The sequence below is a fragment of the Chitinophaga jiangningensis genome (assembly GCF_900142605.1).
Taxonomy (GTDB): domain Bacteria; phylum Bacteroidota; class Bacteroidia; order Chitinophagales; family Chitinophagaceae; genus Chitinophaga; species Chitinophaga jiangningensis.
On sequence record NZ_FRBL01000009.1, the window covers coordinates 345,675 to 368,564 of the forward strand.

Here is a 22,890-nt window from a genome sequence, read left to right on the forward strand (position 1 = left end):
CTGCAATCGGGCGGAAACTGCCCTGAGTGACCTACGCCGCAGGCAGCGATCACTCAGGGCACAAAAAGAAAGCGAAACCTAATACTGGTTTCGCTTTTTGCATTATTGAAGGAGTTATTATTTATTATACTTAAAGATATACTCTTCCACCGTCCCATCCCTTGTACCCTGCACACGCGCTTCCAGCACCGTTGGAGCGGAGAACCGGTAAGTCACCTTTTGCGGAAAATCATTTTTCAGGTCCTCTGCCACAAAGCCGATCGGCTTGAGCACTCTAACCTTCAGTTTTACCGGTACCAGCGTTTCATGGCCAGTATATACGGGCATAAAGTAAATGGCATCACCCTGTTTCACTAAACTTACCGACTGCTGCAGGGAACTATCGCCTTCGGCTACACGCCAGGTACGGCCGTACCAGGTGGAGTCGTTTACCTGCTGCCATTGTTCTACTACGGAGCCTTTCCGGGTGTTCATCACCCAGGTACCCTGTAATTTGCTGAGATAAGGAAAGTCTTTAACACTGGCTTGTGCACTGGCCGCCTGCCAGGCGCATGAGGCGGCAAACACTAATAGTAAGCGTGTTGCCGTTTGCGTTAGTAATTTATGTAGATGTTGATGATGCATATTTGTTAGCTGACAGGTACAAATGTAACCATCCCGGTCATCAATAAAAAATGCCACCCGTTTTATTCCGGGTGGCATTTGAATTTTTCATTTTTCAGTTATCAATTAACGATGGTAACACCTGCGCTGAAGGCCACTCTGGGTCTTGCCACAGGTACGGGCACCGGGTACACAGCCACTGGTGGTGGCGGCGGCACCGGTACGTAATAAGCTGGTGCGTATCTTGGTCTGTCGTAAACCACTACGCGGCGTGGTCTGCAATCATCATAGCGGCGGTAGTCGCAATGTCTGCGTTCATAGCGCTCATATGACTTATAGTGCCCATTGCCATGGCCTCTGCCGTGACCATAACCTCTTTGCGCATAGGTGGTGATTACGGCTCCGCCCATCAACACTGTCAGAAGGATTAGTTTTTTCATTTTTTTGGTTTTTAGTTCAAGATCGGTTGGTACAAATTATTACAGGTGCTAATCAAGCGCTGTGATTCGGCTCGTAAAAGCCACTGATGGCAAACGTTCCGTAGGAATTGGTCATGACAGCATTGGCGTAACGATGATGAATATATTTATAGTTATAAGAATGCGGTGGTATTGGTGGTTTTGGTGGACGAGGCGGCCGCGGTGGCTTCGGTGCGTTATGCGGTACCGGAGGCTTAGGCGGTGGCGGAGGTTTATGTCCGGGATGTGGTGGCCTTGGAGGCTTAGGCGGCAACGGTGGCGGCGGTAAATGCCGTGGTACCGGTGGCTTTGGCGGTGGTGGTGGCAATTGAGCGGAGCTCGTGTTTATCGTGCCTGCCATCACTATCATTACTGCTAAGGCAATTATTTTTTTCATGGCACATCTGATTAGGTTATGAATACAGGTGGTTGCACACCAACTTACTTCTTCCGTTTTAATGCTACTCCTCTCCGCGATTCGTATTTTTCCACCTGGTTATAAGCTGGTGGCTGCATTTTTACCTGTTTAAACAGATAAATTCAACATCTGTGCCAAAAAAAAATCCTCCGCAGCATACGGAGGATTTAAATATAAATTTTGACGCTTTCCGGGAGAATAAAAAACCACTGTTTCCGCCAAAACGCTGTGTCAGTATTGTTTTTATCAGAAGCGAGGACAACGCGTTGCGTTTACCCTGCCCCATGGATTGCCACCATTACCGAGGCGGTAAGTAATGGTGAAGCCGGTAAAGCCATACCAGTCTTTATGTTTATCAGAACCTCTGATAGTACCATCTACCGGATAGGTACCAGGTGTTAATTTGCCACTCACCTCATCGCCGCGGTAAGCCATATCTATGGAAGCCTGTCCACGATAAGCCAATAAAGTGTTCTGGTCTACATAAGTTTTACTCACGTCATCCAGGTAATCAGTGATAGTTGGACGAAGGCCAAGTTCGAAGCCGAGTGTCCAACGGTCACTCAGGATAGCCTTGAAACCTACACCAAATGGTATGGACACGGTAAACATATCATAAGGCAAACGATCAGGGTATTGCGGTAAGCCCTGTCCTTCAGTACCCAGGCGGCGGAGGCGTACCCAGTTGCCCGACTGGTCTTTGGCCTGCGGATCAAACCCAAAGCCTGCTATACCCGCAAACACATACGGCGTAAAGCCTTTTTCATCTATATCCAGGAAATTTAATTCTCCGATCAGGGCAAATTCAATCATGCGACTGCGGAAGCTAAGGTTACGTTGTCTAAGGTCTGTCTTAGCATTGGTACTGTCCGCACCGGCAGCCACTCCGTATGTAATGGCCCCCCTGAGAGAGAAATAACGATTAAAATCTTTTCTGACTAAAATTCCCAGCGCTGGCCGGGTGTACTTCAGGTCTACCTTCTGTTCCACGAGATCTCCACTGTAATTGCTGATTCCCAAAAATGCGCCGACATGCCAGTCCTGCGCCATGCTGATAAATGGGATTGCCAAGAATAACAATAGTATTCCGGTAGATTTTTTGATTTTCAAGGTGTCAGTTTTTAAGAGGTTAGTCCGGTATAATTGAATAATCTATATAACGCAATTTGTGATCGTTTTATTTGCTACACAAGTACTAATCGTGTAGCTATTCACGTTACGCCGAACAAATATTAATATTTAAAATGTAAAAATAAACTAATAATACAAATCCTCCATAAAGAAATCCATTAACATCTGATATAGGCCCATCCCTCCATTTGTCGCTCTACCAGATGCCCCACTCCTGCAGGTACCATTTTCACAAAAGGCAATAACCGGGATTCCGTTAAGTAATGACTGTTCATCGTATTGCTGCATATCAGCCACTCCACCTTATCCTGTGCCAGGGCAGTTACCCGCTCTTCAACCGCCCCACCGGGGATCAGTAAGGGCCAGGCCTCACCATGTACCACCACCTCTATCTTTATCTCCTGCCCTTTGTTGGCGGCATAAGTCAGCAGGTTCCGGATCTGGCCCAACATCGCTTTATGCGCATCCACTCCGGCTGATGTGATCTGAAACACAACTTGCATATTGTAAATATAACAATAGCAATCAAATATGAAATAAATAAATATTACAATGAAAAAAACGTGGTTACATGCTTAACAGCAGTAACGACAGAGATGTTGAAAATTTCGGAGAAGAAAATCTATCAGGGCTCCTGGCGGGCCTTGCGCAATTCAAATAAGGTTTGATTCAACTGCGCTTCCAGCTTACGGCATTTTTCCGTGGCTTCGTTTATACGATGACGATAGGTGACCTCTTTAATCTCGGATTGCAACAAACTGATATTGGCTACCTGCAATTGTTTACCCAGCTTGCCCAGCATCAGCCAGCCCAGGTATACCAGCGTGCCCAATACCATTACGACCAGGCCTACGGCCAGCAACAGGGATATACTGACGCCTACCGGCATCACCACCCTTCCCATTGCAAAGGCGTTGCGACAGGCGCAACCCCAAAACAGGATGGATAGGACAAATACCTTGATGGAGTTAAGAAAATAAACGAAAAAGCGCCCAGGACGCTTAAACGGATGTACCTCTTTACGATTGCTTTTGGCTTCCATGACAATCAGAAATGACAGGTTATTTTTTAGCTACCCTCCGTGCTTATAGGACCAAAATATGTACAGAAGTGGTTGCTCGGCTAAAAGTATCTAATCCAATCCATTTTGATTTGTCCATTTCAGCTTTTTTGTCGCTGAAATAAAAAAATTTAACATTTGGCAAAACCCTTCTTCTAACATTCCATTGAAAATCAATTCAATTATTGATTCGATAATCATATTATTAAAATAATAATTAAAAGAAAAAAATATTTTGTCTAAATTGTACTATTCGTGAATACAATAGGACCAAGATTGTACCATTAATCCCCGTGAAATAACCTAATTAGGTTGCTATGAAAAAAACATCCACCCAAACCAAAGAGCAACTGGAGGCACTTGCCTTACAAGGCCTGTGCTACGCCGATGATAACGTTGGTGAACCTTTTAGCATCAAAGAAGTTTCTGAACGCCTCGGCATGTCATACTCCTACTTCTACCACACCTTTGCAGAGGTTATAGGAGAACCCTTCTGGCATTATGTGAAACGCCACCGCCTGGAACTGGCAGCAGGGCTACTCCGGCACAGCGGCTATAATATCAATGAGATTAGTGAAATGTGCGGATATGCCACCACATCCGCTCTCAGCAAAGCTTTTAAACAACACTTCCGGGAAAGCCCCATACAGTTCCGCAAAATTCAGGTGCTGCCCAATGAAAAAAGAACACTCGACATCGCCGTTACCATCACACACAGCGGCAGCGATACACCCCTGAGCAGCTTTTTTCATGTAGAACGTTGTGAGAAAGTTACAGTGCCGGATACCATCCTGTATTATTCACTGATTTCACGCGGACAAAATCCGGTGGCGGAAATGGTCGCGAAAATGACGCATTTCGTGGGGTTGTTTCATAAAATGCAAACGCTGTATGATATACCTAACAGCCGAATCATAACAGGTACTTTGGATTCCGTGCCGGTAACCGACTATGAAAAACTAAGTATGTACGCAGGAATCGCCATTCCGGCAAACGACCTTAAAATGATTATTCAAATCGAAGGGCGTTATCCTTACCTGCTTAAAAAACGCATCCAGGGTGGCTCCTATCTTCGGTTGCCGCTGCCTATGGACTGGGCCACCGCAGGCATCCCCATGTACGATTTCATTAGTCGCAACTGCAAGGAAGGGATATTTAAAATGAGTGGTAATCACTTCTTCATATCCCTTTCCCTGTCTAACTATTGCGAAATTTTCATTCCTACTTTAAGAAAGCATTACTAAATCACTTACCCACCACAGGAAATAAAGTCCTGAAGCAATTCGACGGCGTATTGTTATTCGGCGTTGCCCCTGCTTTAGGCTTGGTCACTCCATAATACTCGTCCAAAAATGAACCAGCGTCGGACCAAACGGTTTGCATCATTCCCTGGAATCGTGGCTTCATGTCGGCAGTCGCGGTGTTGCGGTAGTCGTACATATCCTTCAGCTGCAATACGGCATTGTTCGGCATGCGCCACGGACAGGTGATCACACTCAGTCCCTTCATGGCAAAATACACCGGTGTTTTATCAGGGCGCTCGTAATGCCAGTCGCACACCATGATATCCTTTGGTACCAGGTCCACTGCACGGTGGGTATTATTCATACTACCTTCCCACATACCAATACCGGTTGTTTTACCGTCGATCAGCCTGTCGCCCCAGATCCATAACTGCCGGCCTTTTTCCGCCAGGTGATTGCGGATCTTCCATACCTCACCGGCATACAGCTCCGCTTTGTCGCGGCCGCCGCAACGCGGACACTTGTCCTCACCGATATAAAACACTTCATCCATACCGGCATGAAAAGCGTCGGTTTCAAAAGCATCACATACCTCATCCACCAGCTCAAACACTACCTTGTGCACACCAGGATGTAACGGGCAATAGCTCTTGCAATACAAACCATCCGCATTAGGCCATACATACTTTTCCGGCATCTTTACCCAGGGGGTTTCGTCAAAGTCGGGGTAAACCTTTAACAGGTTAGTGGTTTGACTGGCCCACGACTGATGCCCCAGCAAATTGATCTGTGGAATAATCCGGATCCCGTTTTTACGACTGGCAGCCACCAGCTGTTTTACCTGCGCATTGCTCAGCGCATCCTTATCCCGCAACTCGGGATGTGAAGTATATTGATAATTAAAATCTACCCGCAACACAAGTGTATTGATGTGTCGGGGGGCCAGCTCTTCATTAATAAACTTGATAAAAGCCTCCACTCTGCCAGAAGATGGAGCGCCGATGCAGAAGCCTCTTACAGGCAGGGAGTCAATACTCGTTTGGGCAAATCCGTTCAGTACGAATAGTAATAAGAAAAAGGTTGATAATCTTTTCATGTAAAAGAGGGTTTTAAATCACTGGCCACAAAATAGCTATTGAAAAGTTGTGGTCCTATGCCGTTCGCGGAATTGCTAAATTCCTAATGCAAAAGAGGTTGATTTTTAATATATTTGAATAAATACTATCTGCATGAACGATTTAAAACTACCCTTTTACGCTAAACTCGCCTTTACCTTATTGTCATTGGTATTGATTGTTACGATAGCGCGGACTGGGAGCGAAATCATCATTCCATTATTGTTTGCTCTCCTGATCTCGATTATGCTGCTGCCCATAGCCTCACTCCTGGAGCGCTGGCGCTTTCCGCGGGGATTGGCCGCCTTTACCTCACTGCTGCTGTTTATCATTTTCCTAATGATCATCATCATGGTGCTCACCAAACAGATGCAGGCCTTTATTTCGGATTTACCACAACTGGAGTCAAAGCTAATGGACACTGTTAGCTCCTTACAGAACTGGGTTAACGTACAGTTTCATATCGACAGCAGTACACAAATGACCTACCTGGAAAAACTCGCGATGGGAACCCTCGGTACCGCCACCAGCTTTGTGAGCTCTACCCTGCTCTCGGTATCCTCGCTGATCATCTTTGTCGTTTTCGTACTGCTGTATACGTTTTTCATTATGCTCTACCGCCGCCTCCTGGTGAAGTTCCTCGTGGCACTGTTTGCAGAAAAACATAAGGAAACCCTGCTGGGCGCCGTAGAACGTACCCGCTCCATCATCAAAAGCTACGTAGGTGGCCTCATGATTGAAATGGTAATTGTAGCAGTACTCAACTGCACCGTGTTTGCCATCCTTGGGATCAAGTATGCCGTGCTGCTGGGTATGATGGCGGCTATCTTCAACATCATCCCCTACATCGGCATCTTTACGGCGCTGGTGCTGTGCATGGTGGTCACACTGGCAACCAGCACTCCTATTGCTTCACTGCAGGTGGGCATTGCGCTGTTTCTTATTCACCTCGTGGATAGTAATGTCCTATTCCCAAGCATTGTAGGGCGACAGGTAAAAATCAATCCACTCGTCACTATTATCAGCGTTATCCTTGGGAATATGCTCTGGGGCGTACCCGGAATGTTTCTGGCGATACCGGTAATTGCCATCGTGAAAATATTATGCGAGAGCGTGGATAATTTGCATCCATGGGCTATTTTGTTAGGGGAAGAAGAGAAACCGAAAAAGTTGAAGCTGACGCGTAAAATTTTAAAAAAATAACCTACCATGAGAAAGTGCCTTCGGCACTTTCTCATGGTAGGCTGGATCAGCGCCGCAGGCGCTGATCCAGCCTACCTACCTCTTTGCAGTAACCATCTTCCGGTAACTCCAATAAAACACTACCGGAAATATAAACAGGTTAAAACAAGTATCCGTAATCAACCCACCAATCACCACTCTAGCCAGCGGCCTCGCCGTTTCCGAACCAATACCCATACTGGTAGCAGCCGGCAGCAGCCCGATAGCCGCCATCATAGCGGTCATGATCACCGGCCGTATGCGCGACTCCACCCCTTCGTGTATGCCTGCCATTAAGCCCGCATCCGTAGCCGCAGGCAGGGTGCGCAGGTTGGATTTGAAACGCGACAATAATATCACCCCGTTTTGCACACAAATGCCAAACAAGGCAATAAATCCAATGCCTGCGGATATACTAAAGTTAGTTCCTGTTAACCATAGGGAGAAGATACCGCCAATGATGGCAAACGGTACGTTACCGAGTACCAGCAAGGCATCTTTAAATGTCCCGAACAAAATAAAAAGGAAGAGGAAAATCAGTACAAGGCTAATCGGCACTACCTGTGCCAGTCGCTTTGTAGCCCGCTGTTGATTCTCGAAATCGCCCGCCCACTCCAGGTTATAACCTCTCGGTAGCTGAATTTGTGCCGCTACTTTCTGCTGTGCCTCTGCTATCGTACTTCCTAAATCGCGCTCCCGTACCGAAAACTTGATGGCGCCATAACGCTGGTGTTTATCTCTGTAAATAATACTGGGACCAACAATATGACCGATGTCCGCGATCTCCTTCAGCGGAATTTTATTGCCGCGGATCGTAGGAATGATGAGGTTTCCAATGGCCGTTTCATCCTCCCGGAAAGATTCCGGATAGCGAATCCGCAGATCAAAATATTTCTCCCCCTCATAAATACGGGTAGCCGCCTTGCCCCCAATAGCCATCTCAATCACTGAGTTGGCGTCTTCCGTAGTAACGCCGTACAACGCCATCTTCTGCTGATCCAGGTTAATGCGCAGCTCCGGCTGGCCTAAGTTTCGTAGGATGCCCAGGTCCTCAATCCCCCTCACCCCTTTCAGGATTTTTTCTATCTGCTCTTCTTTTTCTTCTATCACCTTAAAATCATCTCCAAATAATTTCACCACCAGTGAGCCTTTCACACCGGATACTGCTTCTTCAACATTATCCATAATGGGTTGGGAGAAATTGAGGGTGATCCCGGGAATACCATCCAGTTTATGTTGCATTTTATCGATCAGTTGTGCCTTCGACAAACCGCTTTTCCATTCATTCTGCGGGTAAATATCCACGTGCATTTCAATATTGTAAAAGCCTGTAGCATCTGTACCATCGTTCGGACGCCCCGTTTGGGACATCACCTGTCGCACCTCCGGAAACTGCAACAGCTTGCGGCGCATATCATTGGAGAGTTTTACCGATTCATCCAGCGAAGTGCTGAGCGGCCCGGTAGCCCTGATGTATATGGCCCCCTCATTCAGCTGGGGTAAAAACTCCGTACCTAAAAATTTAAAACAGTATAATCCTGCCGCCAGCACTATCATAGAACCGAAAAACACAAGCCGCCGCCGGTGAAACGTAAAATGGAAAATCCGTAGCGTAAGCCGCTGCACAAATTCCAGGAAAAAATTTTTCTTCTCCCTGACATTCCTTTTTAACAGTACACTGGCCATGGCAGGCACCAGCGTAAAAGTCAGTATCAACGCGCCCAGCAAGGCAAAGCCCAGCGTCCATGCCAGCGGCGAAAACATTTTACCCTCCACTTTCTCAAAAGTGAAAATTGGCAGCAGACCAGTGATGATAATCAATTTCGCAAACAGGATGCCCTTGCCGTTCTCCATACAGGCTTTGCGGATCATGCCCAGCTTACTGAGTTTATTAAAACGCTCCATCCCTACTTTATGCGCCCGCTGATCCAGCATCACAAAAATACCTTCCATCATTACCACGGCCCCATCGATGATAATGCCGAAATCAATCGCTCCCATAGATAACAGGTTAGCACTCATTCCTTTCAAACGCAGGCAGATAAAGGCAAAAAGCAGCGCCAGCGGAATCACGACCGATACAATCACGGTGGTGCGCCAGTCGGCCATAAAAAGAAATACGATCACCGTAACAAAAATGATCCCTTCCAGCATATTGTGTAAAACCGTATGCGTACTGAATGCGATGAGATCTTCGCGGTTATAGAAGGGTTTTATTTTTACATCATCCGGAAGAATTTTACTGTTCAGCTCCGCGATTTTATCTTTCAACGAGGCGATCACATTTGCGGGATTCTCTCCTTTGCGCATCACCACAATGCCTTCCACCACATCGTGGTCGGCATCCCGGCCCACCTGGCCCAGGCGTGGCAGTGCTGCAATGCTGACATCTGCCACATCCTTTACCAGGATCGGGGTTCCATTAATATGGTCTACGATGATATTCCTGATTTCGTCCGCGTTGTTTAAGACACCAATGCCGCGGACTACGTAGGCCTGTGCATTTCTGACAATTACATCTCCCCCAACATTTATATTACTTTTAGTGAGCGCCTGAAACATTTCACCGGCCGTGATATCATACTGCACCGCTTTATCCGGGTTGATGGTGACCTGATAGATTTTCACCTCACCGCCAAAACTCACAATATCCGCCACACCGGAAACAGCCAACAGATTGCGTTCCACTACCCAGTCCTGCAGCGTTTTCAGCTCCGCCACCGAACGCTTGTTACTCTCCAGCGTATACCGGTAGATTTCCCCCGTAGGCCCGTACGGCGGCTCTATTTCAGGATCTACGCCGTCAGGAAGGTCCGCGGAGGTAATGTTATTATTGATCTGCTGCCGTGCGAAAATATCATCCACCTCATCATCGAAAATCACCTTCACAACCGACAACCCAAACAGCGAAGAACTACGTATATGCGTCTTCTTTTGCGCCCTGTTCATGGCAATTTCAATGGGGCGGGTCACAAACTTCTCCACTTCTTCCGCGCTGCGGCCCTGCCATTGGGTGATGATGGTAACGGAAGTATTAGTCACATCCGGAAAGGCATCCACGCCAATCTGCTTAAAGCTGATATAGCCTGTCACCGCCATGGCTGCGGCTGCGAAAAAAATGAAATATTTATTGATCAGGGAGAAAGCAAGGACTTTCTTCAGGAATTTGTTCATACTATCAGCGGTTTATTGCAGGTCCTGCAGGGTTTCATAAATAAATACCTGTCGAGATGCGATGATTTTATCACCTGCCACCAGGCCCGCAGTCACCTGCGCGCGACCTTCCACCGTGCTGGCCACCTTAATTTCCCGGATGGCTACCCCCGGCTTTTTATCGGTAAGTACCAGTACAAAATATTTGTCTTTATCGAAGATGATACCCCTGCTGGGAATGCTGATGCTGCTGGTATCGGAATGCCGCTGTGTTTTAATGCTTACAAACATTTCAGGCTTCAGGAGGTAACCCGGATTATCGATCACTACACGGGCTTTCATGACTTTATTTTCGGGGTCCAGCACGTTATAGATTTTCTCAATTTTCCCGCTGAAAGTTTTATCGGGATACGACAGGGTGCTCATCTCCACTTTATCACCCTCACGAATACCCGCAATATCGGATTCGAAAATATTGATGATGGCCCAAACATTATGCAGGTCCGCCACTACAAAAATAGGATCGCTGTTATCCGGCCTCCATTGCATATTTTCAGCTGCCCGTTTGATGATCACAAAGCCAGGGACAGGAGCTTTCACGGCATAGGTGCTCTGATGGGCACCACCATTGATATCCACAATAGCGGATGATTTATGCCAGGCCGCCACCGCTTTATCATATTCATTTTTCGCGGTTTCGTATTCCTGTTGTGAGTTCAGCCCGCTCGTATAAAAAGATTCCGCTACTTCCAGATTTTTCTTTGCCGTTAGCATTTCCTTTTCGCTGATCGTTTGATCGGCAGTATAGGTGGCCATTTCAGGACTTTTAATGAGCGCCAGTACTTGTCCTTTCTGCACATAATCGCCGGAATGGACTTTCACATTCGTGACAATACCACTGACCATCGGGAAAATTTGCGCCATTTTATCTTCGTTGGCAGTAATTTTTCCGGTAAGTGAAACCTGGTGAGCAGTGGGCGTCACCGCGGCGGTATCTACTTCCAGGCGTTTAAGCAGGGAATCATTCAGCTCCCAGGATTGTTTTCGTATAGGCTCCACCGTGTTTCCACAGGCATATAGCGCAGTGAGAAAATATATAACCAGAGCGGTTTTAAATAACGTTTGCATGCGATTGTTTTAAGGATGGAAAATTTGTGCGCCGGTGGTATAGTTGATTTTTTCCAGGGCGCTGAGGCGACTATAACGAAGCGCATTCATCTTGAGCACATTGCTGCGGTAGGCATCGTAGAGATCAATAAATTCCAGCAGTCCGATGTTATGTTGGCGGTAATTTTTCTCTATTTCTCCCATCATGCGGCTGTAGTCCTGCTCAAAAGCGGGGTCTATATCCCCTGCCATCTGCTCCGTTTGCACAGCTTCCCGAAAGCTGTTCATCACTTCATGGGCCAGTTGATCCTGCCGGCCCTGCAGCTCCAGCCTGCTGCCTTCCAGCGTGGCCCGAGCCATGCGTATGTTGCCCTGGTTACGGTTAAAGAAAGGCAGTGGCATGCTTACCCCGAGGCCGTTATAGTTACGTTCGAAGTTGCCCTGTTTATCGTACGAAAGACCCACCTGGATATCGGGAATGGCCAAAGCCTTTTGCAGTCTCAAATTGATTTCATTATAGTTCACATTTTCGTTGGCTGCTTTAAGGTCGTAGCGGTTTTGCATAGCGGTATCCAGCAAGAGCTGGTAACTATAGGCAGATGCCAGAGGCAGCTGCAGCCCTGCCTCCACGGCAGGGACAATGGTAACGGTGGGCGGTACCCGGATCAGCAGTGCCAGGTCGGACTGGGTTTGCTGAACGTCCTGGCGCAGCTGAAGCTCGTCGTGCTGCAGGTCGTACAGCAGCGATTTAAGCCTGATAATTTCTTTCGGTGCAATATGCCCCAGCTGTTGCTGTTGCTCAAAAGCGCGTACTACCTGTTTGAGGAAAGCAATCTGACCCGAATAGGTTTGGAGGGACTGCTGTTTGTAGTAGAGATCATAAAAGTTATCCGCCAGTTCAAAGCGGAGGGTGCGGAGCAGGTCATAAAACTGGTATTCACTCAGCTTCACCCCGCTGTGTGCCAGCTGAATTTCCTTGTTACGCTTGCCCGCCAGCTTGATCAGCTGCTGCACCTGCAGCGTGTTTTGCCCTTCGTAACCGAAATCGAACCATTTGGCGGTGGTATGGTTATACAGCACATTTTCAAAGGAAACTTCCGGGTTATCGTATAGTCGCGCCGTTATAACTGCCGCCTTTGCCGAATCAATATTGTAGCGTTGCGCCAGCAGCGGAATATTTTGCCTGAGCAGCATGGTGGTGGCTGCCGGCAGGGTGAGCTGGAGGGTATCCGTCTGTGCAGTGGCGGTACCTGGTGTTAAAATTTCATAGAGGATAAGTAATGCTAATACAGATAACCTGTTCATCATACAACAAGAATTTTTCTTGCTGGCAAAGATGAAACGCTGCTATTAGCGGGTAGTTAGAATCGTATTAAAACGAAGTTAGATTTGAAAACCAGCAGTGAAAGGTAGTACCCTGGCCGGCTACGCTGCTAACGGTGATGCGCGCCTGGTGGAGCTGGAGGATTTTGCGGGTCATGGCCAGGCCTATGCCATAGCCCGTGTAGGCGTGTGCGTTAGACGCCCGGTACAACGGCATAAAAACACGTTCCTGTTCTGCTTCCGGGATGCCGATACCGTTATCGGAAATGGACAGCAGCAGCCCTTCGCTGGTGATTTCCAGTGTAGCCGTTACCGGTGTATTGCCGGAAAACTTAAATCCGTTTTTAATAATGTTATTGATGGCTACTGCCAGCAGCTGCGGATTGCCCTGCAGGGTAAGCTGTTCGGGGGTAGTGTTGGCAGGGAGTTTTACGATCAATTCATTCGCAGGTGCCTGGTGGCTCCAGGAGATACGGAGGGCTTCCAGCATTTCATCGAGGCGGATAGGTTCCAGCTGGGAAGCGTCAGGAACGGCATCCACACGGGTGAGTTGCAACAGGCCATCGGTAATGACTTTGAGCTTTTCCGATTCGCCAAGGAGGGTTTCCAGCGTTTGCTGGTATTCTGCTGCGCTGCGTTGTTTTTGCATGGTCACCTCGATTTCGCCGATGATGGTGGTGAGTGGCGTACGTAGTTCGTGCGAGGCGTTGGATACAAAGGAACGCTGCATTTCAAAAGCGTTTTCCATATGTGCCAGCAGCTCATTGAAGTGAAGGGCCAGCTCATCGATTTCGTCTTTGTTGCTACCGCGCTGTACCCGTTGGTGCAAACTGGTAGCACGGATCTTTTTTACTTCGCGGTTAATGTTTTGGATGGGGCGCAGCGCTCTGCTGGCGTACCATTGACTCATTCCATACGTAACGGCGAGGGCAATCAGCCCCATAATCACCAGGCTCCAGAGGAGGTAGCTAAGTTGCTGTTCACCAGCGGCGTTGCGCGCAGTAACAATGACCACAAAATCGCCCTGGTTGTCCGGATAATAAATACCGAGGCCGTATTTATCGCGGAAGCTGAAGCGGTAGGTTTGGTGCTTGCGGATATTATCCAGCAGTGATGCGGGCCAGTCGTACTTAGCCTGTTCGATAAACACCGCGTGGTTGTTGCTGTCGTAGATATTACTGGATTCTCCCGGAATGCCTTGCTGGTAGCTCTTTTCTATTTCCAGGAATTTCATTTTTGTGAGCTCGTCTTTTTCCAGGTATACTTCCGCCGTGAGCAGGGCCCTGCCTTCCAGTTGTTTGTAGAAGTTGTTGCGCACAAAGCGTGCGGACAGCAGATAGATGATCACAAACACGGTGGTGAGGATGATACCGCTGATAAGGGTAAACTGTAGCGACAGGCGATGGCGGATTTTCATATCAGCTCTTTATTTTCATGACATAGCCCATACCTACCACCGTATGGATCAGCTTATCGCCGCTGAATCCTTTTTCAATTTTATTGCGGAGGTAGTTGATGTATACATCGATGGTATTGGTACCCGTGTCAAATTCCAGGCCCCATACTGATTCGGCTATCAGTGCGCGGGATAATACTTTCGCCGGATTTTTCAGGAAGAGTTCCAGCAACGCGTATTCCTTGGCGGTGAGCACAATTTCTTTGCCTTCGCGGTGGGCAGTTTTGGTACCGGTGTCGAGGCTCAGGTCCGCCAGTGTCAGTACAGCGGCATCGTTGCGGAACTGTTGGTGGCGGCGACCCAGTGCATTTACGCGGGCGAGCAGTTCAGAGAAGTGAAATGGTTTGGAGAGATAGTCATCTGCCCCTGCGTTCAGTCCATCGACGATGTCGGTAGTGTCGTTGAGGGCGGTGAGCATCAGGATAGGCGTTTGCACGCCCGATCCGCGCAGGTGCCGGCAGATCTGGATACCGCTGATGCCGGGCAGCATCACATCCAGGAGAATAAGGTCATAATCTTCCCGGAGGGCGAGTTGCTGCCCCTGCGGCCCTTCGGTGGCTACCTGCACCTGATGCTGGTGTTCCTCCAGTCCTCTTTTGATAAAGGCCCCTACTTTTATTTCGTCTTCTATAACCAATATCTTCATAAGCAAGCCAATTGTTCCGTTGATCAACGAAATTAGTCAATGTTGAAGAGAACGTTATTAAAGCGGGATTAAAATGCTTAGCTTTACGCATCATCCAAAAACGCATAACATTTTTATGCATGTACCCGAAATCACTGTTGGGGAGCTGGTGCTCCGGCCATTTAAAGATAAAGATGCGGCGGCCCTTTTCAGGTTGTTTAGCAAAGATGAAGTGACACGGTTCATGGACATTGCATCTTTCCGCAATATCACGGATGCCACACAGATCATTACTTATTTCAGGGAACTGCAGCAGGCAGAAGAAGGTTTTCGTATGGCCATTATGCTGGGTACGGAACTAGTGGGCACCTGTGGCTATCATAAATGGAATAAGCCTCATTTCAAAGCGGAGATCGGCTATGATTTGTTGCCGGAATATTGGGGGAAGGGCATCATGACGGTGGCCGTAGGAGCCTTGCTGGACTTCGGCTTCCAGGAGATGGAGCTAAACAGAACCGAGGCATTCGTAGATCCGTTGAACACGCCATCTTCCCGGTTATTGGGCAGGTTAGGGTTTCAAAAAGAAGGATTATTGCGCGATGCTTTTTTTGAGAAGGGGACGTTTGTGGACGCGGAGATTTACAGCCTGCTGAAGGCCGATCATGTGCGGGAATACATCTGGTAACACTTATGAGATAATATAATGAGTTTAACTTACAGACACGCTACAATCGATGATTTGCCACGCATCGTGGCTATTTACAATACTACTATTGCGGGCCGGATGGTAACGGCGGATACAGAGCCGGTAACGGTGGAGAGTCGCCACAACTGGTTTTACGCCCATGATGAGTTGCGCCGGCCTTTGTGGATGATTGATGATGCCGGCGGACAAAACATTGGCTGGATGAGTTTTCAGTCGTTCTACGGCCGGCCGGCATATAACGGCACTGTGGAGGTAAGTATTTACCTGGATGAGTCAGCGAGGGGTAAAGGATATGGCGGGGAGATATTACAGTATGCTATTATGGTGGCTCCGAAATACAGCGTGGAAACGTTGCTGGGATTCATCTTTGCGCATAATTACCCCAGCATTAAGTTATTTGAGAAGACGGGATTTACCGAGTGGGCCAATCTGCCTGATATTGCGGAGCTGGATGGGGTGAAAAGGAGTTTGAAGATTTTGGGGTACAAGATTAAGTAGGCGTCGTTCATTAAACGCAGGCTTAAAATCAGGGTCGAAAAAGAAATGGAACCGGACGCTGCGCTCCGGATCACAAAGTAAAAATACATCATATGTGGTGGATATATGCCTTGCTTTCCGCTCTCTTTGCGGCCCTTACTGCCATCTTTGCGAAGGTGGGGGTATCGGATATTCCTTCTAACCTGGCTACCGGTATCCGCACGCTGGTGATCCTGGTGCTGGTATGGTCTATTGTTTTTTTCCGGGGTGAGTGGAAGATGGCGGGCGGATTGAGCCGGCATGGGTTGTTATTTCTGATCCTTTCGGGATTGGCAACGGGCATGTCGTGGTTGTTTTATTTCAAGGCCTTGCAGGTGGGTAAGGTGAGTCAGGTAGCGCCGGTGGATAAGCTGAGTGTAGCGTTGACGATCATTTTGGCGGCCGTGTTTTTACAGGAGAGCATTACGTGGAAGACGGCATTGGGTGCAGGGTTGATTATTTGTGGGACGCTGGTGCTGATATGGAAGTGAGCCCCACATCTCCCTAAAACAAAAACAGACGCAATCACTTGCGCCTGTTAAAGTTATAAACAAAGTCGACTATTAAATGGTAGGAGTAATTTTATACACGCATCTGCGTGCGCCATTGATAATATGCTCCTGTCTGCTGACGTCCACTTCATTTCCTACGATGGAAACGAAGGTATTCATTTCGGAGGTGCAGATGTTATCGCACTCCTGTGCCGCGCAACATATAGGACAGTGATTTTCAATGAAATAGTAAGTACCATCTTCTTTTTTCCATTCAGCCAGGTAACCTTCTTTACTACGGATGGCTGCGAAGGCATCCAGGCGGTTTTCCAGGCCCGCTACCCCATCGAGGGCGGCATGGTATTTTTCCTGCTGATTTTTTTCTCTGGCGGACACTACACTTTCCAAAGCATCTTTGCCGAGTACGTTTTTGATGGTCTGGATCAGCTGCAGGGTGAGCTCAGTATGGCTGTCCGGGAAGCGGGCATTGCCGACGGCGGTGAGGCTCCAGATCTGTATCGGGCGACCTACCCCACGGGAGATGCTTTCGGGCTGTACCAGTCCTTCTTCCTGAAGTTTAACAAGGTGGAGGCGAGCTCCCTCACTGGTAATACCCAGCTCATCCGCCAGCTTTGAGGCTGGCAGCGGTCCTTTGGTCTTGAGCAGGGTCAAGATCCTGTCGGCAGCATTTCTGATTCGCGTTGGATATTTTTCCAAGTTATTACTTGTTTTATTATCAAATGTCGTATTTTTGTGTCAGCAAAAAAAAAGTTTTTTGAAAAATTGCCGCGGTACACGGGGCTGAAACTCAGCTTAATGCTGAATTTTCCAGGTAAAGGTTGTAATTTTGCATTCCTTATAAAATTTCGCCCGCCTACTGCAATCTTAAATACCGGGCAACAGAACAGAAAAGTATACAATATTTCGGCCGGGCAACCGGCTTCAGTTATTTAAAAAGTGCTGATTTATGATAACCGTTTCAGAAAAAGCAGGTGAATATATTAAAGCATTGATGGAAAAAGAACATCATGCACCAGGTACTTTTGTTCGTGTAGGCGTAAAGGGTGGCGGATGCTCCGGCCTGGAATACGTCATGAAGTTTGAAACAACAGAAGAAGAAGGGGACCAGGTTTTCGAAGATAAAGGCATAAAAGTAGTGGTGCAGATGAAGAGCTTACTCTATCTCTACGGCACCCAGCTGGATTATTCCGATGGGCTGAATGGCAAGGGATTGTACTTTAACAACCCGAATGCTACCAGAACCTGCAGCTGCGGCGAAAGCTTCGCAGTATAGGCCAGGATTAGAAAAGCGATTTTCTAAATTCCCACAACTCAAAATCACAAAATTGTATGATGAATAGTAACGAAATAATAGATGATATAGCCAATAAGGAGTATGAGTTTGGCTTTACCACCGATATTGAAATGGATATAGCACCTCCTGGGCTAAATGAAGATATCATCCGTTTTATTTCGGCGAAAAAGAATGAGCCGGAGTGGCTGTTGGAATGGCGACTGAAAGGCTACCAGGCGTTTAAAAAACTTAAATTTCCTACCTGGCAGCACTTCGATCTCCCTGAAATAGACCTGCAGGCACTCTCCTACTATGCAGCACCTAAGAAGAAAAAACAGCTGAATAGTCTGGATGAAGTAGATCCTGAACTGCTGGCAACATTCGAAAAACTGGGTATTCCGCTGAACGAACAGAAAGCACTCACCGGTGTAGCCGTGGATGCCGTATTCGACAGCGTTTCTGTAGCTACTACCTTTAAGGGTAAACTGAAGGAAATGGGTGTGATTTTCTGCTCCTTCGGTGAAGCGGTACAGGAATATCCTGACCTCGTTAAAAAATATCTCGGTACGGTAGTACCACACTCTGATAATATTTTCGCGGCCCTCAACAGCGCCGTATTCTCTGACGGTTCTTTCGTGTACATTCCCAAAGGCGTTCGCTGCCCTATGGAACTGAGCACCTACTTCCGTATCAACGCACAGAATACCGGCCAGTTTGAACGTACCCTCATCGTGGCAGACGATAACAGCTACGTGAGCTACCTGGAAGGCTGTACCGCTCCTATGCGCGATGAGAACCAGCTGCACGCCGCTGTGGTGGAAATCGTAGCCCTGGAAAATGCCGAAGTAAAATACTCCACCGTTCAAAACTGGTACCCTGGTGATAAAGACGGTAAAGGTGGTATCTACAACTTCGTAACCAAACGCGGTATCTGTAAAGGCGCAAACAGTAAAATCTCCTGGACACAGGTAGAAACCGGTTCAGCCATCACCTGGAAATATCCTAGCGTGATCCTGCAGGGCGATTACTCCGAAGGTGAATTCTACTCCGTAGCAGTGGTTCGTAACAAACAAATCGCTGATACCGGTACAAAAATCCACCACCTCGGTAAGGGCACCAAAAGCCGCATCATCTCTAAAGGTATCTCTGCCGGCCATGGCGATAACAGCTACCGCGGACTGGTATCTGTTGGCCCACGCGCAGAAAACGCCCGTAACTTTACCCAGTGCGACTCCCTGCTGATCGGTAACCAATGCGGATCTCATACCTTCCCGTATATCGAGTCAAGGAATAAATCCGCCATGATCGAACACGAAGCCACCACTTCTAAAATCGGAGAAGACCAGATCTTCTACCTCAATGCACGTGGCATCGATACCGAAAAAGCCGTTGCACTCATCGTAAACGGTTACGTTAAAGAAGTTCTGAACCAGCTGCCTATGGAATTTGCCGTAGAAGCACAGAAACTTTTATCTATCACACTCGAAGGAAGCGTTGGATAGTTGGGAATTGGTTACAGCAATTAACCAGTAACTGATTACTGACAACTATTTAAACATACAGAACACAATAAAACAATCATGCTGACGATTAAAAATCTGCACGCAGAAGTAGAAGGGAAAAAAATTCTGAAAGGCATTAACCTGGAAATTCCGAAAGGGGAAATCCATGCTATTATGGGACCTAACGGTTCCGGTAAAAGCTCCCTGGCATCCGTGCTGGCGGGCCGCGACAACTATACTGTTACAGAAGGTGAAGTTTGGTTCAATGGCAAAAATCTGCTGGAAATGTCTCCGGAAGATCGCGCCCGTGAAGGTGTTTTCCTGGCCTTCCAGTATCCTGTTGAAATCCCTGGTGTATCCAACATCAACTTCCTCAAAACTGCAGTAAACGAGGTAAGAACCTATAAAGGACTGCCTCCTTTGGAAGCAAAGGAATTCCTGAAGCTGACTAAAGAAAAACAACAGCTGGTGGATTTTAATACCAACCTGATGAACCGTTCCCTCAACGAAGGATTCTCCGGTGGTGAAAAGAAACGTAACGAAATATTCCAGCTGGCCATGCTGAATCCTTCTCTGGCTATCCTGGATGAAACCGACTCTGGTCTGGATATCGACGCCCTGCGCATCGTTTCCAACGGCGTAAACAAACTGCGCGATGCCGAAAAATCATTCGTAGTAATTACCCACTATCAACGTCTGCTTGAATATATCGTTCCTGATTTTGTACACGTGCTGTACAACGGCCGCATCATCAAAACCGGTACTAAAGAACTGGCCCTGGAGCTGGAAGAAAAAGGTTACGACTGGCTCAAAGAAGCAGAGCACCAGAAAGAATCAGTATAATCAAATTACGACAGCCCATCATCTCTCGTAATTTATTAAAAAGCGTTAGCAAAATGACAAGCGATACCATCATGATACCTTTTTACCAGGCTTTAACGGAAGACGTAAATGCACTGACGGCTCCGCAGGACTCCCTGCAGGAACTCCGCCGCAGCGCATTAGAACGCTTCTCCGCCACAGGACTCCCTACCCTGAAAACGGAAGCATGGCGTTTTACCAATATCCAGCGATTCCTGAAAGAGTATCCATATGAATTAACAAGTACACCGGCTACCACCACCGCCGATGTGGCCAACGAAGCCAACATCCCCGGACTGGATGCTTACCGTATCGTACTTGTAAACGGCCATCTGCAGGCAGACCTCTCCAGCATTCCGGAAGGGAAAGGCATCCGCATCGGCGCCATGAGCGCCAGCACCGACGCCCCAGGCTTCGCTAAATGGTTCAATCAACATACCCAGGTGAACGGTGAACCGCTCGCCAATCTCAATACCGCCCTCTTTGCCGATGGACTTTTCATCGAACTGCAGGCAAACGTGAGCATCGATAAACCTATTCACCTCATTCACGTATACACGTCCGACCGTCACGCATTTGTACAGCCACGTCACCTGTGGGTATTACAAAAAGGCGCTACGGCTACCGTGATCGAATCCACCGTACACCCTAAACAGGAAGCGGTAGCATTCTCCAACTGCGTAACCGAAGTAGTAGTGGCCGACAACGCTGAACTCTGGCACTATAACGTACAGCAAGGCGCGGAAAACTTCCGCCAGGTAAACACCACCGCTGCACAACAGGAAAGAGACAGCCGTTACCACCACTTCAACATCACCCTGCCTAATACCCCGTTCACCCGTAACAACCTGAGCGTAGTATTGCACGGCAGCAACACGGAAACCAATCTGAAAGGCATCTACCTGGCAACTGGTAACCAACACGTGGACAACTACACGTTCATGAATCACCTCGTTCCTAACTGTAACAGCAATGAACACTATAAAGGTGTATTGCTGGAAAACGCCAACGCGGTATTCACCGGTAGAATCCATGTGCACCAGGAAGCACAGAAAACTAACGCCTTCCAGCAGAATAACAATATCCTGATGGGCGATAAAGCGACCATCAACTCCCAGCCACAGCTGGAAATTTATGCCGACGATGTAAAATGCAGCCACGGCTTTACCGCCGGCCAGTTCAGCGAAGATGCCCTCTTCTACCTCCGCGCCCGCGCCATCGGTGAAGAAGCAGCTAAAGCCCTGCTGGTAAACGCATTCACCCACGATGTAACCGACGAAATCGCCGTACCTGCTTTACAGGAATACATCCAGGGTCAGATCGAGGCTATCATGAACAATTAAGACGATACAACATGGAACATATTGCTAACATAGGAACCGCTGCACTCGATGTTGCCGCCGTCAGGAAGGACTTCCCCATCCTGCAGCAACAAGTGCATGGCAAACCGCTGGTATACTTCGATAACGGAGCTACCACGCAAAAGCCAAAAGTGGTAATTGACACATTAGAACGTTACTACGAAACATATAATAGCAATGTGCACCGTGGGGTACACCATCTGAGCCAGGTAGCCACAGACGCATTCGAGAAAGCCCGTAACATCGTAACCGGCTATATCAATGCGCCCGACAGCAGCCAGGTCATCTTCACAAAAGGTACCACCGACGGAATCAACCTAGTGGCCAGTGGCTTCAGCCGCCGCTTCCTGCAACCGGGCGACACCGTCATCATCTCCGCTATGGAACACCATTCCAACATCGTTCCCTGGCAGATGGCCTGTGAAGACAATGGCGCCACCCTCAAAGTAATCCCTATCAACGATAAGGGTGAACTGATCATGGAAGCCTTTGAAGCCATGCTCGATGATACCGTAAAAATTGTATCCGTCACCTACGTCTCCAATACGCTGGGTACCGTAAACCCGGTGGAAGATATTATCACCGCAGCGCATGCACGTAATATCCCTGTGCTCATCGATGCCGCTCAGGCTATCCAGCACATCACGATCGACGTGCAGGCGCTCAAACCGGATTTCCTCGTGTTCTCCGGCCATAAAATCTACGGCCCTACCGGCACCGGTGTGCTCTACGGCTCCGAAGAATGGCTGAACAAACTGCCCCCTTACCAGGGCGGTGGAGAAATGATCAAAACCGTTACTTTCGAAAAAACAACGTACAATGTACTGCCCCATAAATTTGAAGCCGGCACACCGAATATCGCCGGCATCATCGGACTGGGCGCAGCCATCGAATACCTGCAGCAAACCGGTATTCCGGCCATTCAGCAATACGAAGAAGAACTGATGACCTACGCCATGGAACAGCTCCGCCAGATAGACGGTATCCGTTTTATCGGCGACGCTGCCAACAGAAGCGGTGCCATCTCCTTCCTCGTACACAACATTCACCCGTTTGATATGGGCGAATTGCTCGACCGCCAGGGAATAGCCGTACGCACAGGTCACCATTGCACCGAACCACTCATGAACCGCTTTAATATTCCGGGTACCGTGAGAGCATCCCTCTCCTTCTATAACACCACGGAAGAAATTGATAAACTGGTGGCAGGTGTGAAACGCGCCAGCGCTATGCTGCTGTAAACAG

General features: G+C 48.1%; 23 protein-coding genes. 10 read left to right on the plus strand and 13 right to left on the minus strand.

Translation table 11 applies throughout. The annotated features are described in order from the left end of the window. Positions 1-117 precede the first annotated feature (117 nt). The 6 genes from BUB18_RS23655 to BUB18_RS23670 all read right to left on the minus strand — a co-directional run bounded on the left by BUB18_RS23655 (position 118) and on the right by BUB18_RS23670 (position 3,652). Entirely contained in the window at positions 118-624 is a 507-nt protein-coding gene (locus BUB18_RS23655) for a DUF6265 family protein (protein ID WP_143160074.1), read from the minus strand. Between the two features lie 101 nt (positions 625-725). Then, positions 726-1,043 (minus strand): hypothetical protein, encoded by a 318-nt coding sequence (locus tag BUB18_RS29500; RefSeq protein ID WP_143160075.1) that lies wholly within the window; start codon positions 1,041-1,043, stop codon positions 726-728. A 281-nt stretch (positions 1,044-1,324) separates the two neighbouring features. Further along, the gene (locus BUB18_RS29735) at positions 1,325-1,465 is read right to left on the minus strand and encodes a hypothetical protein (RefSeq protein WP_178372196.1); all 141 of its coding nucleotides are present in this window, start codon (positions 1,463-1,465) and stop codon (positions 1,325-1,327) included. A 260-nt stretch (positions 1,466-1,725) separates the two neighbouring features. Then, complete coding sequence (porG, locus tag BUB18_RS23660; protein WP_143160076.1) at positions 1,726-2,550, minus strand: type IX secretion system protein PorG; 825 nt, start codon at positions 2,548-2,550, stop codon at positions 1,726-1,728. 218 nt (positions 2,551-2,768) lie between these two features. Then, positions 2,769-3,113, minus strand: a complete 345-nt coding sequence (locus BUB18_RS23665; protein ID WP_073085802.1) for a DsrE family protein — start codon at positions 3,111-3,113, stop codon at positions 2,769-2,771. 122 nt (positions 3,114-3,235) lie between these two features. Continuing rightward, entirely contained in the window at positions 3,236-3,652 is a 417-nt protein-coding gene (locus BUB18_RS23670; RefSeq protein ID WP_073085804.1) for a hypothetical protein, read from the minus strand. Between the two features lie 335 nt (positions 3,653-3,987). Here BUB18_RS23670 and BUB18_RS23675 point away from each other — a divergent pair, with 335 nt between their 5' ends. After that, positions 3,988-4,914, plus strand: coding sequence for a helix-turn-helix transcriptional regulator (locus BUB18_RS23675; RefSeq protein WP_073085806.1), 927 nt, complete (start codon positions 3,988-3,990; stop codon positions 4,912-4,914). A gap of 1 nt (position 4,915) precedes the next feature. On the opposite strand, the gene BUB18_RS23680 is transcribed toward BUB18_RS23675, so the two are convergent. Continuing rightward, positions 4,916-6,010, minus strand: a complete 1,095-nt coding sequence (locus BUB18_RS23680) for a family 20 glycosylhydrolase (RefSeq protein WP_073085808.1) — start codon at positions 6,008-6,010, stop codon at positions 4,916-4,918. Between the two features lie 133 nt (positions 6,011-6,143). On the opposite strand from BUB18_RS23680, the gene BUB18_RS23685 reads away from it, so the two are divergent. Continuing rightward, entirely contained in the window at positions 6,144-7,232 is a 1,089-nt protein-coding gene (locus BUB18_RS23685) for an AI-2E family transporter (protein ID WP_073085810.1), read from the plus strand. 75 nt (positions 7,233-7,307) lie between these two features. Here the strand turns inward: BUB18_RS23685 and BUB18_RS23690 are convergent, their stop codons facing one another. The 5 genes from BUB18_RS23690 to BUB18_RS23710 form a co-directional block, all read right to left on the minus strand. Beyond that, on the minus strand, positions 7,308-10,424 hold the full coding sequence (locus BUB18_RS23690) for an efflux RND transporter permease subunit (protein ID WP_073085812.1): 3,117 nt from the start codon (positions 10,422-10,424) through the stop codon (positions 7,308-7,310). A 12-nt stretch (positions 10,425-10,436) separates the two neighbouring features. Further along, a complete protein-coding gene (locus tag BUB18_RS23695) occupies positions 10,437-11,531 on the minus strand; it encodes an efflux RND transporter periplasmic adaptor subunit (protein ID WP_073085814.1) in 1,095 nt (364 codons plus the stop codon). 9 nt (positions 11,532-11,540) lie between these two features. Further along, the gene (locus BUB18_RS23700) at positions 11,541-12,818 is read right to left on the minus strand and encodes a TolC family protein (protein WP_083550673.1); all 1,278 of its coding nucleotides are present in this window, start codon (positions 12,816-12,818) and stop codon (positions 11,541-11,543) included. A gap of 64 nt (positions 12,819-12,882) precedes the next feature. Next, entirely contained in the window at positions 12,883-14,250 is a 1,368-nt protein-coding gene (locus BUB18_RS23705) for a sensor histidine kinase (RefSeq protein WP_073085816.1), read from the minus strand. A 1-nt stretch (position 14,251) separates the two neighbouring features. Then, positions 14,252-14,935: a response regulator transcription factor gene (locus BUB18_RS23710; RefSeq protein ID WP_073085818.1), complete on the minus strand. Its 684-nt coding sequence runs from the start codon at positions 14,933-14,935 to the stop codon at positions 14,252-14,254. 115 nt (positions 14,936-15,050) lie between these two features. On the opposite strand from BUB18_RS23710, the gene BUB18_RS23715 reads away from it, so the two are divergent. The 3 genes from BUB18_RS23715 to BUB18_RS23725 all read left to right on the plus strand — a co-directional run bounded on the left by BUB18_RS23715 (position 15,051) and on the right by BUB18_RS23725 (position 16,627). After that, positions 15,051-15,599: a GNAT family N-acetyltransferase gene (locus BUB18_RS23715; RefSeq protein WP_073085820.1), complete on the plus strand. Its 549-nt coding sequence runs from the start codon at positions 15,051-15,053 to the stop codon at positions 15,597-15,599. A gap of 18 nt (positions 15,600-15,617) precedes the next feature. Continuing rightward, positions 15,618-16,118, plus strand: a complete 501-nt coding sequence (locus BUB18_RS23720; RefSeq protein WP_073085822.1) for a GNAT family N-acetyltransferase — start codon at positions 15,618-15,620, stop codon at positions 16,116-16,118. Positions 16,119-16,210: 92 nt separating this feature from the next. Continuing rightward, positions 16,211-16,627, plus strand: coding sequence for an EamA family transporter (locus BUB18_RS23725; RefSeq protein ID WP_073085824.1), 417 nt, complete (start codon positions 16,211-16,213; stop codon positions 16,625-16,627). A 72-nt stretch (positions 16,628-16,699) separates the two neighbouring features. Here BUB18_RS23725 and BUB18_RS23730 read toward each other — a convergent pair whose 3' ends face one another. Continuing rightward, positions 16,700-17,344: a helix-turn-helix transcriptional regulator gene (locus BUB18_RS23730; RefSeq protein ID WP_073085826.1), complete on the minus strand. Its 645-nt coding sequence runs from the start codon at positions 17,342-17,344 to the stop codon at positions 16,700-16,702. Positions 17,345-17,594: 250 nt separating this feature from the next. Here BUB18_RS23730 and BUB18_RS23740 point away from each other — a divergent pair, with 250 nt between their 5' ends. The 5 genes from BUB18_RS23740 to BUB18_RS23760 all read left to right on the plus strand — a co-directional run bounded on the left by BUB18_RS23740 (position 17,595) and on the right by BUB18_RS23760 (position 22,886). Continuing rightward, positions 17,595-17,921 carry a HesB/IscA family protein gene (locus BUB18_RS23740; protein WP_073085830.1) on the plus strand — a complete coding sequence of 109 codons (327 nt, stop codon included), beginning with the start codon at positions 17,595-17,597 and terminating at the stop codon, positions 17,919-17,921. Positions 17,922-17,977: 56 nt separating this feature from the next. Next, complete coding sequence (gene sufB, locus BUB18_RS23745) at positions 17,978-19,423, plus strand: Fe-S cluster assembly protein SufB (protein WP_073085832.1); 1,446 nt, start codon at positions 17,978-17,980, stop codon at positions 19,421-19,423. A gap of 78 nt (positions 19,424-19,501) precedes the next feature. Then, entirely contained in the window at positions 19,502-20,266 is a 765-nt protein-coding gene (sufC, locus tag BUB18_RS23750; RefSeq protein ID WP_073085835.1) for a Fe-S cluster assembly ATPase SufC, read from the plus strand. A gap of 53 nt (positions 20,267-20,319) precedes the next feature. Continuing rightward, a complete protein-coding gene (gene sufD, locus BUB18_RS23755; RefSeq protein ID WP_073085837.1) occupies positions 20,320-21,627 on the plus strand; it encodes a Fe-S cluster assembly protein SufD in 1,308 nt (435 codons plus the stop codon). Between the two features lie 11 nt (positions 21,628-21,638). After that, complete coding sequence (locus BUB18_RS23760; protein ID WP_073085839.1) at positions 21,639-22,886, plus strand: aminotransferase class V-fold PLP-dependent enzyme; 1,248 nt, start codon at positions 21,639-21,641, stop codon at positions 22,884-22,886. Positions 22,887-22,890 lie beyond the last annotated feature (4 nt).

Coding starts and splice junctions, on each gene's coding strand:
- BUB18_RS23680 (WP_073085808.1), bottom strand. CDS start 6,010: ATGAAAAGATTATCAACCTTTTTCTTATTACTATTCGTACTGAACGGA.
- BUB18_RS29500 (WP_143160075.1), bottom strand. CDS start 1,043: ATGAAAAAACTAATCCTTCTGACAGTGTTGATGGGCGGAGCCGTAATC.
- BUB18_RS23740 (WP_073085830.1), top strand. CDS start 17,595: ATGATAACCGTTTCAGAAAAAGCAGGTGAATATATTAAAGCATTGATG.
- BUB18_RS23715 (WP_073085820.1), top strand. CDS start 15,051: ATGCATGTACCCGAAATCACTGTTGGGGAGCTGGTGCTCCGGCCATTT.
- sufB (WP_073085832.1), top strand. CDS start 17,978: ATGATGAATAGTAACGAAATAATAGATGATATAGCCAATAAGGAGTAT.
- BUB18_RS23675 (WP_073085806.1), top strand. CDS start 3,988: ATGAAAAAAACATCCACCCAAACCAAAGAGCAACTGGAGGCACTTGCC.
- sufC (WP_073085835.1), top strand. CDS start 19,502: ATGCTGACGATTAAAAATCTGCACGCAGAAGTAGAAGGGAAAAAAATT.
- BUB18_RS23695 (WP_073085814.1), bottom strand. CDS start 11,531: ATGCAAACGTTATTTAAAACCGCTCTGGTTATATATTTTCTCACTGCG.
- BUB18_RS29735 (WP_178372196.1), bottom strand. CDS start 1,465: ATGTGCCATGAAAAAAATAATTGCCTTAGCAGTAATGATAGTGATGGC.
- BUB18_RS23655 (WP_143160074.1), bottom strand. CDS start 624: ATGCATCATCAACATCTACATAAATTACTAACGCAAACGGCAACACGC.
- BUB18_RS23665 (WP_073085802.1), bottom strand. CDS start 3,113: ATGCAAGTTGTGTTTCAGATCACATCAGCCGGAGTGGATGCGCATAAA.
- BUB18_RS23690 (WP_073085812.1), bottom strand. CDS start 10,424: ATGAACAAATTCCTGAAGAAAGTCCTTGCTTTCTCCCTGATCAATAAA.
- BUB18_RS23760 (WP_073085839.1), top strand. CDS start 21,639: ATGGAACATATTGCTAACATAGGAACCGCTGCACTCGATGTTGCCGCC.
- BUB18_RS23720 (WP_073085822.1), top strand. CDS start 15,618: ATGAGTTTAACTTACAGACACGCTACAATCGATGATTTGCCACGCATC.
- sufD (WP_073085837.1), top strand. CDS start 20,320: ATGACAAGCGATACCATCATGATACCTTTTTACCAGGCTTTAACGGAA.
- BUB18_RS23700 (WP_083550673.1), bottom strand. CDS start 12,818: ATGATGAACAGGTTATCTGTATTAGCATTACTTATCCTCTATGAAATT.
- BUB18_RS23685 (WP_073085810.1), top strand. CDS start 6,144: ATGAACGATTTAAAACTACCCTTTTACGCTAAACTCGCCTTTACCTTA.
- BUB18_RS23705 (WP_073085816.1), bottom strand. CDS start 14,250: ATGAAAATCCGCCATCGCCTGTCGCTACAGTTTACCCTTATCAGCGGT.
- BUB18_RS23725 (WP_073085824.1), top strand. CDS start 16,211: ATGTGGTGGATATATGCCTTGCTTTCCGCTCTCTTTGCGGCCCTTACT.
- BUB18_RS23670 (WP_073085804.1), bottom strand. CDS start 3,652: ATGGAAGCCAAAAGCAATCGTAAAGAGGTACATCCGTTTAAGCGTCCT.
- BUB18_RS23710 (WP_073085818.1), bottom strand. CDS start 14,935: ATGAAGATATTGGTTATAGAAGACGAAATAAAAGTAGGGGCCTTTATC.